General features: G+C 54.2%; 10 protein-coding genes. 2 read left to right on the forward strand and 8 right to left on the reverse strand.

Translation table 11 applies throughout. The annotated features are described in order from the left end of the window. Positions 1 to 66: 66 nt before the first annotated feature. On the reverse strand, positions 67 to 291 hold the full coding sequence (cspD, locus tag AL515_RS10050; protein ID WP_005128369.1) for a cold shock-like protein CspD: 225 nt from the start codon (positions 289 to 291) through the stop codon (positions 67 to 69). Between the two features lie 322 nt (positions 292 to 613). On the opposite strand from cspD, the gene clpS reads away from it, so the two are divergent. Further along, positions 614 to 934, forward strand: coding sequence for an ATP-dependent Clp protease adapter ClpS (gene clpS, locus AL515_RS10055; RefSeq protein ID WP_005128368.1), 321 nt, complete (start codon positions 614 to 616; stop codon positions 932 to 934). Between the two features lie 30 nt (positions 935 to 964). Continuing rightward, positions 965 to 3,241 (forward strand): ATP-dependent Clp protease ATP-binding subunit ClpA, encoded by a 2,277-nt coding sequence (clpA, locus tag AL515_RS10060; protein ID WP_048212056.1) that lies wholly within the window; start codon positions 965 to 967, stop codon positions 3,239 to 3,241. A gap of 269 nt (positions 3,242 to 3,510) precedes the next feature. On the opposite strand, the gene trhP is transcribed toward clpA, so the two are convergent. The 7 genes from trhP to AL515_RS10095 form a co-directional block, all read right to left on the reverse strand. Next, complete coding sequence (trhP, locus tag AL515_RS10065) at positions 3,511 to 4,872, reverse strand: prephenate-dependent tRNA uridine(34) hydroxylase TrhP (RefSeq protein WP_048212055.1); 1,362 nt, start codon at positions 4,870 to 4,872, stop codon at positions 3,511 to 3,513. A 165-nt stretch (positions 4,873 to 5,037) separates the two neighbouring features. Continuing rightward, the gene (gene baeR / locus AL515_RS10070) at positions 5,038 to 5,760 is read right to left on the reverse strand and encodes a two-component system response regulator BaeR (protein WP_008785214.1); all 723 of its coding nucleotides are present in this window, start codon (positions 5,758 to 5,760) and stop codon (positions 5,038 to 5,040) included. Next, complete coding sequence (gene baeS, locus AL515_RS10075) at positions 5,757 to 7,160, reverse strand: two-component system sensor histidine kinase BaeS (protein ID WP_048212054.1); 1,404 nt, start codon at positions 7,158 to 7,160, stop codon at positions 5,757 to 5,759. Before baeS ends, baeR begins: the two co-directional genes overlap by 4 nt. Next, entirely contained in the window at positions 7,160 to 8,572 is a 1,413-nt protein-coding gene (locus tag AL515_RS10080) for an MFS transporter (RefSeq protein ID WP_048212053.1), read from the reverse strand. The genes baeS and AL515_RS10080 overlap by 1 nt, the downstream gene beginning before the upstream one ends. Continuing rightward, on the reverse strand, positions 8,569 to 11,649 hold the full coding sequence (gene mdtC, locus AL515_RS10085) for a multidrug efflux RND transporter permease subunit MdtC (protein WP_061067666.1): 3,081 nt from the start codon (positions 11,647 to 11,649) through the stop codon (positions 8,569 to 8,571). The genes AL515_RS10080 and mdtC overlap by 4 nt, the downstream gene beginning before the upstream one ends. Further along, entirely contained in the window at positions 11,650 to 14,772 is a 3,123-nt protein-coding gene (locus AL515_RS10090) for an MdtB/MuxB family multidrug efflux RND transporter permease subunit (protein WP_061067667.1), read from the reverse strand. It lies immediately after the preceding gene. After that, positions 14,772 to 16,019 carry an MdtA/MuxA family multidrug efflux RND transporter periplasmic adaptor subunit gene (locus AL515_RS10095; protein WP_061067668.1) on the reverse strand — a complete coding sequence of 416 codons (1,248 nt, stop codon included), beginning with the start codon at positions 16,017 to 16,019 and terminating at the stop codon, positions 14,772 to 14,774. Before AL515_RS10095 ends, AL515_RS10090 begins: the two co-directional genes overlap by 1 nt. Positions 16,020 to 16,086: the final 67 nt, after the last annotated feature.

Genomic DNA, 16,086 nt, shown 5'->3' on the forward strand with positions numbered 1-16,086 from the left:
AAATAAAAATGCCAGCCTTAGGGGCTGGCATTTTGTCTGCGGGATGTACACAATGAGACAGAAGAGCTATGCGACAGCTTCTGCTTCAATGACGGGCACGATAAGACTGGCATGATTGCCTTTTGGCCCCTGGTGGACATCAAACTGGACAGACTGTCCGGCTTTTAGCGTTCTGTAACCATCCATCTGAATGGTGGAGTAATGGGCGAAGATATCTTCACCACCGCCTTCGGGGCAGATGAAACCAAACCCTTTGGCATTGTTGAACCACTTAACAGTACCCGTTTCCATACTTCGACATCCTTCGTAAATCTTATATAAGTAAGATGGAATGAACCGGTGGCGGAGTGGGGGCTGTTCAAAACCTCGCCAACTCTCGAAACTACAATTTAGAGAAATCAGGCGAGGCGTCAAGCGCCAGGCAGGTGGAATAGGGTAAAAATGCATCAAAATTTGAAGCAGTTAACGCTATTGTCGGATATGTGACAGATGTCGCGGATGGCACTGATAGATGATAGTTATCTAATACTTGAGGTAGATTGATTGTGCGCATAGGCTCTTGTCAGCGGCAAGTTATTCTGCCGGTAACCGTAACTGAAGATGACGACTGACAATGGGTAAGACGAACGACTGGCTGGATTTCGAACAGCTGGCGGAAGACAAATTGCGCGACGCGCTAAAACCGCCATCTATGTATAAAGTGATATTAGTCAATGATGATTACACTCCGATGGAGTTTGTTATTGACGTGTTACAAAAATTCTTTTCTTATGATGTAGAACGTGCAACGCAACTGATGCTTGCTGTTCACTATCAAGGTAAAGCCATCTGCGGCGTATTTACCGCCGAGGTTGCTGAAACCAAAGTGGCGATGGTGAACAAATATGCGAGGGAAAACGAGCATCCGTTGCTGTGTACGCTGGAAAAAGCCTGAATGCAGGCATAAATATTGGGGGAGGTGCCTATGCTCAATCAAGAACTGGAACTCAGTTTAAACATGGCTTTCGCCAGAGCGCGCGAGCACCGACATGAGTTTATGACCGTCGAGCACTTGTTACTGGCGTTGCTCAGTAACCCATCGGCCCGCGAAGCGCTGGAAGCGTGTTCTGTGGATCTGGTGGCGCTCCGTCAGGAACTCGAAGCCTTCATTGAACAAACCACACCCGTATTGCCTGCCAGCGAAGAAGAGCGCGACACGCAGCCGACGTTGAGTTTTCAGCGTGTTTTGCAACGCGCTGTCTTTCATGTTCAGTCCTCCGGGCGCAATGAAGTGACTGGCGCGAATGTGCTGGTCGCTATTTTCAGCGAGCAGGAGTCACAGGCGGCCTATCTGCTGCGTAAGCATGAAGTCAGTCGCCTGGACGTGGTGAATTTCATTTCTCATGGCACGCGTAAAGACGAACCGAGTCAATCTTCTGACTCAGGGAATCAGCCAAATAACGAAGAGCAAGCTGGCGGGGAGGACCGTATGGAGAACTTCACGACTAACCTTAACCAGCTTGCCCGTGTGGGCGGAATTGATCCGCTCATTGGCCGGGACAAAGAGCTGGAGCGCGCCATTCAGGTCCTGTGCCGTCGCAGAAAAAACAACCCGCTGCTGGTGGGAGAGTCTGGTGTCGGTAAAACCGCCATTGCCGAAGGTCTCGCCTGGCGTATCGTCCAGGGCGACGTGCCGGAAGTGATGGCTGATTGCACCCTTTACTCTCTGGATATCGGTTCGCTGCTGGCTGGTACCAAGTACCGCGGCGATTTTGAAAAACGCTTTAAGGCGCTGCTGAAACAACTGGAACAGGATACCAACAGCATTCTGTTTATCGATGAGATCCACACCATTATCGGTGCGGGTGCGGCATCGGGCGGTCAGGTGGATGCGGCTAATCTGATCAAGCCGCTGCTCTCCAGCGGGAAAATCCGTGTGATAGGTTCAACCACTTATCAGGAGTTCAGCAATATCTTTGAGAAAGACCGTGCGTTAGCACGTCGCTTCCAGAAAATCGATATCACTGAGCCGTCAGTGGAAGAGACCGTGCAGATCATCAACGGTCTGAAACCGAAGTACGAAGCGCACCATGATGTTCGCTACACCGCCAAAGCGGTACGTGCAGCGGTCGAACTGGCGGTGAAATACATTAACGATCGTCATCTGCCGGATAAAGCGATTGACGTGATTGATGAAGCGGGCGCACGTGCGCGTCTGATGCCGGTCAGCAAGCGCAAGAAAACCGTCAACGTGGCAGATATCGAGTCCGTCGTGGCCCGCATTGCGCGGATCCCGGAGAAGAGCGTTTCGCAGAGCGATCGTGATACGCTGAAAAATCTGGGCAACCGTCTGAAAATGCTGGTATTCGGGCAGGATAAAGCCATTGAAGCACTGACCGAAGCGATCAAAATGAGCCGTGCTGGTCTGGGACACGAGCATAAACCGGTCGGGTCGTTCCTGTTTGCCGGGCCGACTGGCGTTGGTAAGACCGAGGTCACGGTACAACTGTCCAAAGCGCTCGGCATTGAGCTGCTGCGTTTTGATATGTCCGAATATATGGAGCGCCACACCGTCAGCCGCCTGATTGGTGCGCCTCCGGGTTATGTCGGTTTTGACCAGGGTGGTTTACTGACCGATGCGGTGATTAAACATCCTCATGCGGTACTGTTGCTGGATGAAATCGAAAAAGCGCACCCGGACGTCTTCAACCTGCTGCTGCAGGTGATGGATAACGGTACGCTGACCGACAATAACGGGCGTAAAGCGGATTTCCGCAACGTGGTGCTGGTGATGACGACCAACGCCGGGGTACGTGAAACTGAGCGTAAATCGATTGGGCTTATTCATCAGGACAACAGTACTGATGCGATGGGCGAAATCAAAAAAGTGTTTACGCCGGAATTCCGTAACCGCCTCGACAACATTATCTGGTTCGATCATCTCTCTACTGAGGTGATTCATCAGGTGGTGGATAAATTTATTGTCGAGCTGCAGGTTCAACTGGATCAGAAAGGTGTCTCTCTGGAAGTGAGTCAGGAAGCACGTAACTGGCTGGCGGAAAAAGGCTACGACCGCGCAATGGGCGCACGTCCGATGACGCGAGTGGTTCAGGACAACCTGAAAAAACCATTGGCCAACGAATTGCTGTTTGGTTCGCTGGTGGATGGCGGTCAGGTTACCGTCGCACTGGACAAAGAAAAAAATGAGCTGACCTATGGTTTCCAGAGTGCGCAAAAGCACAAGCCAGAAGCTGCCCATTAATTTCTAATTACATGATAAACCGGGTGTAATGCCCGGTTTTTTTTCGCCTGAAAGTAGTGATTTGAATTGGAGGGACTCGGAGAGTTTAAACGGCAGGCAAAAAATAAGCCTGCGTAAGGGAGATTACGCAGGCTAAGGAGGTGGTTCCTGGTACAGCTAGCATTTATGGGTTATGTTTTTCAGCGGAGGGGATAATACCCTTAATGAACGAAACGGTATGTGATCGATTTCTAAGAATCTTCCGAACGCTGAAAAATAACCGTAATTAACTACTTAGCATGCGGGTTGCGCGTGGACTCACCGGCAAAATTACGCATCAACAATGCATAATTCAGATCGATATCCTGCGGTACGGGCATCCATACGGTATAACCATCACCTGGCGCAACTGGCATAGCTTCGCCTTTCGCGTTTTCCATCTGCTCAAGGGTGAAATTGACGTTACCCTGCGGCGTCATCAGCTCCAGACTGTCACCAACGGTGAATTTGTTTTTCACCAGCACAGCGGCCAGATCGCCTTTGCGTTCGCCGGTGAATTCGCCGACAAACTGCTGACGTTCGGAAACAGAAAAACCGTATTCGTAGTTCTGATAGTCGTCATGCGTATGGCGGCGCAGGAATCCTTCGGTATAACCACGGTGCGCCAGGCCTTCCAGTGTTTCCAGCAGTTGCGGATCGAACGGTTTACCGGCTGCAGCATCGTCAATGGCTTTACGATAGACCTGTGCGGTACGGGCGCAGTAATAGTAAGACTTGGTACGGCCTTCGATTTTCAGCGAATGCACGCCCATCTGGGTCAGGCGTTCAACGTGGGCAATTGCGCGTAAATCTTTTGAGTTCATGATGTAAGTACCGTGTTCGTCTTCGAACGCGGTCATGTATTCACCCGGACGCTGGGCTTCTTCAATCATAAACACTTTGTCCGTAGGCGCGCCGATCCCAAGCGTCGGTTCCACGTTTTGTACCGGTATGGGTTCATATTTGTGTACGATATTACCCACTACATCTTCTTTCCCTTCCTGCACGTTGTATTCCCAGCGGCAGGCATTGGTACAGGTACCCTGGTTAGGGTCGCGTTTGTTGATGTAGCCGGAGAGCAGGCAACGGCCGGAGTAGGCCATGCACAGCGCACCGTGCACGAAGATTTCAAGCTCCATATCCGGAACTTGGGTGCGGATCTCTTCAATTTCTTCCAGCGACAGTTCGCGAGACAGGATCACGCGGGTCAGCCCCATTTGTTTCCAGAATTTCACCGTTGCCCAGTTTACGGCGTTAGCCTGTACTGAAAGGTGAATGTCCATCTCCGGAAAGTTTTCGCGCACCAGCATGATAAGCCCTGGATCGGACATGATCAGCGCATCCGGCCCCATTTCCACAACGGGTTTCAGGTCACGAATGAAGGTTTTCAGCTTGGCGTTGTGCGGGGCAATGTTCACCACCACATAGAATTTTTTACCCAGTTCATGGGCTTCATTAATGCCGAGCTGCAGGTTTTCGTGGTTGAATTCGTTGTTGCGTACACGCAGAGAGTAACGCGGTTGGCCCGCATACACAGCATCTGCGCCATAGGCGAAAGCGTAACGCATATTTTTCAGCGTTCCCGCCGGGGAAAGGAGTTCCGGTTTAAACATAGTTTTCTCGTTCTGATGACAGGTCAGACTCGCTTCACTGAATGAAGCGGTTGGGGGAGTGCCCCCATATTAAGGGCGGGCATTGTATCGCTGCGTGACGGGTAGGTAAAGTTATTGTGCCGGGTGGGCGTTTCGCCTTACCCGGCCTTTTTGACTTCTGGCAGATTACGCAATCCGGCAGGCATCGGCTTCCCAGCGATATCCTACGCCATAGACCGCGCGGATAAACGACTGCTCTGTATCCAGCGATTCCAGTTTACGGCGCAGGTTCTTGATATGGCTGTCGATAGTGCGGTCGGTAACCACGCGGTAATCGTCGTAGAGATGATTAAGCAACTGTTCGCGGGAGAAGACTTTTCCCGGTTCATGCGACAGCGTTTTGAGTAAGCGAAATTCAGCGGGTGTTAAGTCGAGCATTTTCCCACGCCAGGACGCCTGAAAACGACCTTCATCGACAATCAGCGGGCTGTCTGCATCCATTTGTTGCAGTTCGCGCTGTGGCTTGCAACGGCGCAGGATCGTTTTCACTCGCGCGACGACTTCCCGCGGGCTGTACGGTTTACAAATGTAGTCATCGGCGCCGATCTCCAGCCCCAGCAGGCGGTCAATCTCTTCGATTTTGGCGGTCACCATCATGATGGGGACTTCCGAGAAACGACGAATCTCCCGACACAGAGTCAGACCGTCGGTACCTGGCAACATCAGATCTAACAAGATCAGATCGGGCGGCGTCTGGCGTACGTAAGGCAACACCAGATCACCGTGATTGATGAGCGTAGGGGCATAGCTTGCCGCACGCAGGTAGTCGATTAGCAGTTGCCCCAGCTTGGGTTCGTCTTCCACGATCAGAATACGCGGCGTGTTTTCATCAATGGGTAACTCAGTCATACATCTCTCTGTAAATCGCGTTCCAGCGGTAATTCTACTGTAATGCTAACCCCGCCAAAAGGCGAATGGGCGGCGCGGATCAGACCATTATGCGCTTGTACGATATTGACGCAAATCGCCAGCCCCAGTCCGGAACCTCCGCTGGCGCGGTTACGCGAGCCTTCGGTGCGATAAAATCGTTCAAACAGCTTCTGTAGCTGTTCGTCGCTAACGCCGGGGGCGGAATCGGCGAAGGTTAATAACACCATCCGCTCGCGCTGTTCGGCGCTGATATGCAGACCGCCACCGCTGTCGGTGTAGCGCAGGCTGTTTTCCAGTAGGTTGTTAAACAGTTGCATCAGGCGATCCCTGTCGCCAAAGACTGTCATGCTGTCCGGGAGTGAAAGTTGGATCGTCAGTCCACGGCTGGCAAAACGTTCACGAAACGCGCCGCTGGCCACTTCCAGCAGAGGGATCAGGTCCAGCGAGGTTTTCTGATAGGCCAGCGCACCTTCATCAGACATAGAAAGCTGATGGAGATCGTCTACCAGTTTGGTGAGCGTACCGACTTCGGCCTGCAGTGAGGCTACCGAATCCGGCGTGAACTGACGTACACCATCCTGGATTGCTTCGAGTTCGCCGCGCAAAACTGCCAGCGGCGTGCGCAGTTCATGAGAAATATCGGCCATAAAGTCACGGCGCATCTGCTGGTTTTTTTCCAGCGTACTGGCGAGCTGGTTAAAGTCCAGCGCCAGTTTACCCAGCTCATCCGTACTGGTCGGCGCAACGCGAGTGGTGAAATCACCAGCCGCAAGTTTGTGCGTGCCTTCCACCAGCCGTTTGACCGGGGCCAGCAGGCTACGCGCCAGCGTAAACGTTGCCAGCGCCGCCAGGATCGTGGAGAGCGCAACGATAAGCCAGCTGGAACGTCTTTGCTGCATGTCGAAATTGATATCGGTATTGCGCGTTAAGCGCTCCACTGGAGAGGCAATCACAGCACCCACTTCGCTACCGTTGACGCGGATGGGATGGCGCATACCGTCGCGGGGGACCGGAGCCCGCGGGCCGACCAGTACGTGGGCATTTTGATCGACAACCCAAAACTGTGTACGCCAGCCGTGCGGCGGCATACCTGGACCCGGTTTATCATCGTCGTTGTCGTGTTCAAAAGAACGTAGGATCTGAAAAACAAACCGATCGTTATTGCGCAAAAATCGCCAGTTGCCATGTTGTTCATACTGTTCGCCGAGCGCATCGCTCAACATTTGCAGCCGCTGTTCGTTACCGTGCTTAATATAGTCGATAAAACCGCGTTCGAAGCTTATGCGTACGGCCCAGTGCATGCTGATCAGCAACACAATGCAGGTGGCGAAAATCGCCAGAAACAGTTTGCCGGTGATACCGGGCCGCCAGAACTTCATCAGGTGCTCCTTTTGCGCCGTGAAATCACCGCGTTGGTCTGCGTGTCGTCCGGCACGCGGGCAAAAATGATGGCGGGCAGTGCGATAAGGAACGCAATGCACAGCCAGGTATACATAAAGACGGTATGCGTAGACGCGCTGTCGATGGCGATATGTTGCTGCCCGAACATGCCTAACAACAGACCGGCGATGGTTACCCCGATACTCATCGACAGTTGCATGATCATCGACAGCAGGCTGTTGCCGCTGCTCGCGAGGTCATCCGGCAGATCTTTTAGCGTCAGCGTGTTCATTGAGGAGAAGCGGGTAGAATTGACCATTCCCTGTAAGAACAGTATGAACGGCAGGGCGTAATACCAACCGAGTAACGCGGTGCTCATCAGCAACAAGCTGACCATCGACAGGCCAAGCGTGGTGGTGACCAGTACGCGACGGTAACCAAACCGGTTGACGACCTGCACCACGATGCGTTTCATTCCCATACTGCCCAGCACCATCGGGATCATCATCAAACCGGCATGAAATGGCGAAAAGCCCAATCCAATCTGCAGGAATACCGGGGTCATGAACGGTAACATCCCGCTACCAATCCGCCCGGCAAAGCTGCCAAACAGGCCTAACGAGAAGGTGTGTGTACGAAACAGGTGCAGGCTAAACAGTGCACGAGGGTTGTTGTGGGCGTGTTTCAGATACAGCAGGATCGCCAGTACTCCACAGATAACCAGTGCTGCCAGCGTGATGTGGGAAATGCCGGTTCCCTTACTACCATCAAGCGCTAAGGTGAGTACCGCCATGCCGACAGCCAGCATCATGAATCCAGAAAGGTCGAAACGGCGAGTTTGCATGGTGTAGTTGGGCATCAGCATTAACGTCGCTATTGCCCCGACAATGCCTACCGGAATGTTAATCAAAAAGATCCAGTGCCAGGAGGCGTACTCAACCAGAATACCGCCTAATGCCGGGCCCAGAAGTGGACCAATCTGACCGGGCAAGGTGACGAATGTCATTGCCGCCATGTATTGCTCGCGTGGGACGATTTTCATCACCGTTAACCTGCCGACCGGCACCATCATCGCGCCGCCTACACCTTGTAACACGCGAGCCATCACCAGTTCATTCAGCGTTCCGGACCAGGCGCAAAAAAGCGATCCCAGCGTAAACAGAATGATAGCGGTGAAGAATATATTGCGCACACCGATTTTATCAGCCAGCCAGCCGCTGGCGGGGAGCATTACGGCAACGGTAAGCACATACGACACAATGACCATGTGCATATGCAGTGGGCTTTCCCCGAGGCTTTTGGCCATCGAGGGAAGCGCGGTGTTGACGATGGTGGTATCCAGCGACTGCATAAAAAAGCCAAATGCCACAATCCAAAGTTGCCAGCGGGTGCTGTCGGGAAGTTCTGTCATAACTCTGCTACCGGTTTGCTGTTTTTACGCGAAAAACGCAGACGCAGACGGTCGAAAAAGAGATAGACCACAGGCGTGGTGTACAGCGTCAGGAGCTGACTGACAACCAGCCCGCCAACAATGGTTATCCCCAGTGGTTGACGCAGTTCAGAGCCGTCACCTGCGGATAATACCAGCGGCAGCGCACCAAACAGGGCCGCCAGCGTGGTCATCATTATTGGGCGAAAACGCAGCAGGCAGGCCTGGAAAATCGCTTCTTCCGGCTGCAAATTGCTATTTCTCTGCGCTTCCAGCGCAAAATCGACCATCATGATGGCGTTTTTCTTCACAATGCCAATTAATAGCATGATCCCTATCAGGGCGATTAGGCTGAACGGGGCATTGAACAGCTCCAGCGCCAGCAAAGCCCCAACGCCCGCTGAAGGTAGCGTGGAGAGAATGGTCAGCGGGTGAACATAGCTTTCATACAGCATGCCCAGCACGATGTAGACCGTGGCAATAGCGGCGATGATCAGGATCACCTGTGAGTTCATGGTGTCCTGAAATACCTGCGCCGTACCGGCAAAGCTGCCGCGAACCGTGGAGGGAACGCCGAGCTGGGTCATGGTTCGGTTGATGGCCTCTGTCGCCTCAGATAAAGAAGAACCCGTCGGCAGGTTAAACGACACGGTTGAGGCGGCAGATAATCCCTGATGGTTTACCGATAGCGGCGCATTCGCCGGTTGCCATTTGGCAAAGTACGATAACGGGATCGCCTTACCGTCATTGTTGATGACGAACATTTTGTCCAGCGCGCTAATGTCCTGGGTGTAACGCCTGTCGACCTCCATCACCACTTTGTACTGGTTCATCGGCTGATAGATGGTTGAAATTTGTCGCTGACCAAAGGCGTTATTCAGCAGGCTGTTGGCGGCTGCGACGTCGATCCCCAGACGAGACATGGTGTCGCGATCGTAGATAAGATTCATCTCCGCGCCATTGTCCTGCTGATCGGAGTTGACGTCAGCCAGTTGGGGCAGGGCGGCAAGCGCCTTACGGATTTTCGGTTCCCACTCGCGTAGTGCTGCGAGGTCATCTGATAACAGAGTGTATTGGTAGCTGGCATTAGCCTGACGACCACCGACGCGAATATCCTGCACCGCCATCAGAAACAGGTTTGCGCCGGGTTCTTTGGCAAGCGCGACACGCAGGCGGTCGATCACCTGTTGCGCCGTTTCGTGACGTTCGCCACGTGGCTTCAGGGTGATAAACATCATTCCGCTGTTGACGCGTGATCCGCCGGTAAACCCGGTAACGTTATTCACCGCAGGATCGTCGCGGATGATCTTCATAAAGTCCTGCAGTTTGCCGCGCATCGCCTGGAAAGAGATGCTCTGGTCGGCCTGGATCCCGCCCATGAGTACGCCGGTATCCTGCTCCGGGAAGAAGGTTTTGGGGATTGAAATATAGAGCCAGACGTTCAGGGCAATGGTTGCGAGTAGCACCACGCCCACCATGCGCGTGTGGCGTAGCACCCACTTCAGCGAGGTGGCGTAGCTTTGTTGTAATGCCACCAATACACGGCCAAATCCCCGCTTACGCGATTGTTCGCGTGGCGTGCTGGATTTGAGCATCCAGCCGCACATCATCGGCGTCAACGTCAGCGATACCAGCAGTGAAATGCCGATGGCAACCGACAGCGTGACGGCAAATTCGCGCAGCAGGCGTCCAGGCAACCCGCCCATTAACAGCAGAGGCAGGAAAACCGCCACCAGCGACAGGCTCATGGAGAGCACCGTGAATCCCACTTCGCGCGTACCCTGTAATGCCGCCTGGAGTGGCTTCATTCCCGCTTCCAGGTGGCGGGCAATATTTTCCAGTACCACAATGGCATCATCGACGACAAATCCCGTCGCAATGGTTAACGCCATCAACGACAGGTTGTTCAGGCTGAATCCGCACAGATACATGGCGGCAAAGGTACCAATCAGCGAGACCGGAACCGCTACTGCGGGGATTAAGGTCGCGCGCCCGGAGCGCAGGAAAACAAACACCACCAGGATAACCAACGCGACGGAGATAATCAGCGTCTGTTCGACTTCCTCCAGCGAGGCGCGAATAGTCGGCGAACGGTCCTGGGCGATTTGCAGATCGATGGCGGCCGGGACCAGCGTTTGTAATTCCGGCAATTTGGCGCGAATGCTGTCTACTGTCTGAATAATATTGGCTTCCGGCAGTTTGCGGATCATCAGCAGAATGGCCGGTTTGGCGTTGGTCATCCCCGCGTTACGAACATCCTGTACTGAGTCGGTTACAGACGCAACGTCACCCAGCCGCACCGCTGCGCCGTTGTTATAGTGGATGATAATAGGTTGATATTCGGCGGCGGTTTTCAGCTCATCGTTAGTTTGTACCTGCCAGCGATGGGTTTCATCTTCGATAGCGCCCTGTGGCTTACGCACGTTAGCGTTGTCGATCGCGCTACGCACTGCGTCCAGTGATACACCCTGGTTAAACAGCGCCTGCGGATTAAGCCCCACACGCACGGCGGGAAGAGAGCTTCCTCCGACATCCACATCACCGACGCCATTGATTTGTGCGATGGTCTGCGCCAGTTGCGTCGATGCGAAATCGTACAGTTCACCCTGTGAGTATGTGTCAGACGTGAGCGTCAGGATCATGATTGGCGCATCAGAAGGGTTGGCCTTCCGATATGTCGGGCGGCTGGGCATCCCGCTGGGCAGCAGGCTTTGCGCCGCGTTAATGGCGGCCTGTACGTCCCGTGCTGCACCGTTGATGTCGCGGTCAAATTTAAATTCGAGAATAATGCGCGTACTGCCAAGCGAACTGCTTGATGTCATCTCATTTACGCCCGCAATCCGCCCAAGTGAGCGCTCCAGCGGAGTTGCGACCGAAGATGCCATCGTTTCAGGGGAGGCACCGGGTAATGATGCGCTGACCATAATCACCGGAAAATCCACCTGCGGCAGTGGAGCGACCGGCAGCAGACGAAAGCCCAGAATGCCGCACAGCGTAATCGCCACCGAGATGAGAATGGTCGCTACCGGACGATGAATGAAAAGCGCGAAAAAGTTCATTTACGCTTCCTCTTCCTGACGTGGGAAGCGGCTTTTCACGTACAGCGACAGTCGATCAAACAGCAGATAAATCACCGGCGTGGTAAACAGAGTTAATACCTGACTTACCAACAGACCGCCAACCATGCCAATCCCTAACGGACGGCGTAACTCCGCGCCCACACCGGTACTTAACATCAGCGGCAACGCGCCGAGCAGCGCTGCCAGCGTAGTCATCAGGATCGGGCGAAAACGCAGTAAACACGCCTGGAAAATGGCGTCACGTGGCGCCATACCCTGTTCGCGTTCAGCGGCAAGGGCAAAGTCGATCATCATGATGGCGTTTTTCTTGACGATACCGATGAGCAAAATAATGCCGATAATCGCGATGACGTCCAGTTCGCTGCCGGCAATCATGAGCGCCAGCAGCGCTCCGACACCCGCGGTGGGAAGTGTAGAGAGAATCGTAATCGGATGAATAAAGCTTTCGTACAATACGCCGAGCACGATATACATCGCGACCACTGCCGCCACAATCAGCCAGATGGTATTGCCCAGGGCAGCCTGGAAGGCCAGCGTACTGCCCTGGAACTGAGTGGTAATGTTAGCAGGCAGGTTAAGCGTTTTTTCAGTATCCAGAATCGCCTGTACTGCATCGCCCAATGACTGATTATCTGGCACATTGAACGAGATAGTCGTCACCGGGAACTGATCAAGATGGTTAATTGATAGCGGTGCAAAGCGCTGCTCAATGCTGGCGATCGCGCTGAGCGGTACGATCCCGCCATCGCTACTGGTCAGACGAATGGTATCCAGCGCAGCAATCCCAGGGGTATTGTTGGTGTCATGTTCTAACACCACGCGATACTGGTTGGCCTGGGTGTAAATGGTTGAAATCAGCCGCTGACCGAAGGCGTTGTACAGGGCGTTATCGACATCCGCCATGCTGATGCCTAAACGGCTGGCGCTGTCGCGATTGACGTTCACATACGCCACCAGACCTTGATCCTGCCAGTCGCTGCTGACATCGGATAGTTGCGGTAGCTGCTGTAGTTTTGCTAACAGCTGCGGAACCCAGGTGCTGAGGGCATCCAGGGAAGTTGCTTGCAGCGTGAACTGATATTGCGTCCGGCTGACCTGGGTATCAATTGTCAGGTCCTGGGTCGGCTGAAGGTAGAGGTCAACGCCGGGGACTCTGTCAACCGCGTCCTGTAACCGGGAGATCACTTTCTGCACGCGATCGTCACGTTCATCCAGCGGTTTAAGGTTGATTTGCAAACGCGCGCTGTTTAATGCCGGATTCGTACCATCTACGCCAACAAACGCGGTCAGGCTCTCTACCGCCGGATCTTTAAGGATGACATCTGAAACCTGACGCTGGCGCTCGGACATGCTGGCAAATGAACTGGATTGTGGAGCCTGCAGCGTGCCCTGAATAATGCCGTTGTCCTGAATTGGGAAGAAACCTTTGGGGATGAAAACCCACAGCATGACGCTCAATACCAGCGTGCCGAGCGCCACGCTCAGCGTCAGCCACGGATGGTTAAGCACTTTTGCCAGCCAGTGACCGTACCCGGCAATCACACGATCGAACATGCGCTCCGAGGCGCGGGAGAAGCGGTTTTGCTTACGCAACGAGGCCTGACTAAGCATACGCGCGCACATCATCGGCGTAAGGGTAAGTGAAACGACGGCGGAAATCAGAATCGCCACGGCCAGCGTAACGGCGAATTCACGGAACAAGCGCCCGACGATATCGCCCATGAATAGCAGTGGGATCAATACCGCAATCAATGAAAACGTCAGGGAGATGATGGTAAAACCAATCTCGCCTGCGCCTTTCAGGGCGGCAGTCAGCGGTTTTTCCCCTTTTTCGATATAGCGCGAAATATTCTCGATAACCACGATAGCGTCATCCACCACAAAGCCCGTTGCGATGGTGAGCGCCATTAAGGTCAGGTTGTTGATGGAGAAATCAAGAAATACCATCATCGCGAAAGTGCCGACTAGCGATAGCGGTACGGCGACGGCGGGAATAATTGTCGCCGGAACATTGCGCAGAAACAGGTAGATAATCATCACCACCAGCGCTATCGCCAGCATCAGCTCGAACTGGGTGTCTGCCACAGAGGCACGAATATTGGTTGTACGATCCGAAAGCACGCTGACCTTAACTGATTTGGGCAGGCTTTCGGTGAGCTGCGGCAGCATCTGACGGATACTGTCAGCTGTGGAGATGATGTTTGCCCCAGGCTGGCGCTGCACATTCATCACAATGGCTGGTTGCTTATTTGCCCATGCACCCAGCCAGCTGTTTTCTGCCCCTTGTTCGACGGTAGCGACATCGCCCAGACGAACCGGCGCACCGTTTTTATAGGCAATAATGAGCTGACGATATTCATCTGCGGACTGCATCTGGTCGTTAGCTGAAAGCGTAACGGCACGCGTAGGCCCATCAAGACTCCCTTTTGCTGAATTGACGTTGGCACCGGTGATGGCCGCTCGGATGGTTTCGCTGGTCAGACTGAGTGCGGCAATGGCCTGTGCGTTCAGCTTCACGCGGACCGCCGGACGTTGTCCACCGGAAAGGGTTACCAGACCGACGCCGGAAACCTGAGAGATTTTCTGCGCGACGCGGGTTTCGACCATATCTTCCACCTGCGTCATCGGCATGGCGGTCGAGGTGACGGCCAGCGTCATGATTGGCGGATCGGCGGGATTAACTTTGCTGTAGACCGGTGGGTTAGGTAGGTCACTCGGCAATAAATTGGTAGCAGCATTGATGGCGGCCTGAACTTCCTGCTCGGCAACATCCAGTGGCAGGGTCAGTTGAAACTGCAACGTGACGACCGATGCGCCACCGGAGCTTTGCGAGGACATCTGTTTTAAGCCAGACATCTGGCCGAACTGACGTTCAAGCGGCGCGGTAACCGCAGACGTCATGACATCCGGGCTGGCTCCGGGATAGAGCGTTATGACCTGAATGGTGGGGTAATCCACTTCCGGCAATGCCGCAATGGGCAGGAAACGATAGCCGATGATACCCGCAAGCAGAATCGCGACCATCAGCAACGTGGTGGCGACGGGGCGCAGAATAAACAGGCGGGACGGGCCGCCTGTATTGCCGGGAGGTAACACCTGCATCAGGAGCTCGCTCCTTTTTTGCCATAGCCGCGCGGTGTGGCTTTGTCGTCGCTAGTGGTGGCGGCGTGAGCCTCTACGACCTCGACTTTAGCTCCTTCCGTCAGACGATCAATCCCGTCGGTGACGACGCGATCGCCCGCGGACAACCCTGCGGCGATCACCACTTTTTGGCTGTCCTGAATACCCGGTTTAACCAGATGTTTGCTGACTTTGTTGTCGCTGTTCAGCACCCAGACAAAGTGGCCTTCGTTGCCCATCTGCAGGGCGGCTGTTGGGATCACAACGGCATTTTGCTGCGTGTCGACCAGCATGCGAGCGTTAACAAACTGATTCGGGAACAAGGCATCGTCCTGGTTGTTAAAGCGGGCCTTTGCTTTGATGGTGCCGGTGGTGGCGTCAATCTGGTTATCGAGGCTCAGCAGCACGCCTTCGCTCAGTTTTTGTGAGTTGGTACGGTCCCAGGCCTCAACTTTCAGTGGCGTCCCCGATTTCTGTGCCTGTACTACGGTCGCGATATCGTTCTCTGGCAAAGTGAAAACCAGATCAATAGGATGGGTTTGTGTAATGACGACAATCCCGGTGGTATCGCTGCTGGATATCTGGTTACCCACATCCACAAGCTTCAGGCCTACCCGGCCATCAACAGGAGCTGTTACCCGGCTCCAGTCGAGTTGCAATTGCGCGCTGGCGACGCTGGCTTCATCGGCTTTTATCGTCCCTTGTGTTTCGTTGACCAGCGCCTGTTGCGCATCCAATTCCTGACGAGAGACCAGATTGGTTTTAACCAACTGCTGATAGCGGGCGAGGTCGCGACGAGCATTGGCCAGCGTGGCTTTATCTTTTGCCAGTTGCCCCTGCGCCTGCGCCAGTGCGACTTTGAACTGACTGGGGTCTATCTCAGCCAGCAGATCGCCGGCTTTCACCTGTTGCCCTTCCTGAAAGTGTATGGCGATGAGTTGGCCGTCCACGCGACTGCGTACCGTCGCGGTGTTCGCGGCAGTAATGGTACCCAGCCCGGTCAGATAGCGTGGAACCGCTTGTTCGACTGCCGTGGCCGCCTGAACCGGAGCCAACGGACCGGAACGCATTCCTCGCCGTCCCGCTGTCGGAGCAGGCTGCGTCTGACGGGTTGCGCCGGGGGCTGTTCCCTGGGGCTCGCTGCGACTTTGCCAGAACCAGAAGGCGGCGATGGCGGCCACGACGATCACGATTACTATCACCCAGCGGGATTTGTTACGGCCTTTCATTGTTATGAGTTTCTCATCCTGAAACGTTTCGCGGAATGATACTAGTTTAGCCAGTGAACAAGGGAGA

This window comes from Citrobacter sp. FDAARGOS_156, from assembly GCF_001559235.2.
Lineage (GTDB): Bacteria > Pseudomonadota > Gammaproteobacteria > Enterobacterales > Enterobacteriaceae > Citrobacter > Citrobacter youngae.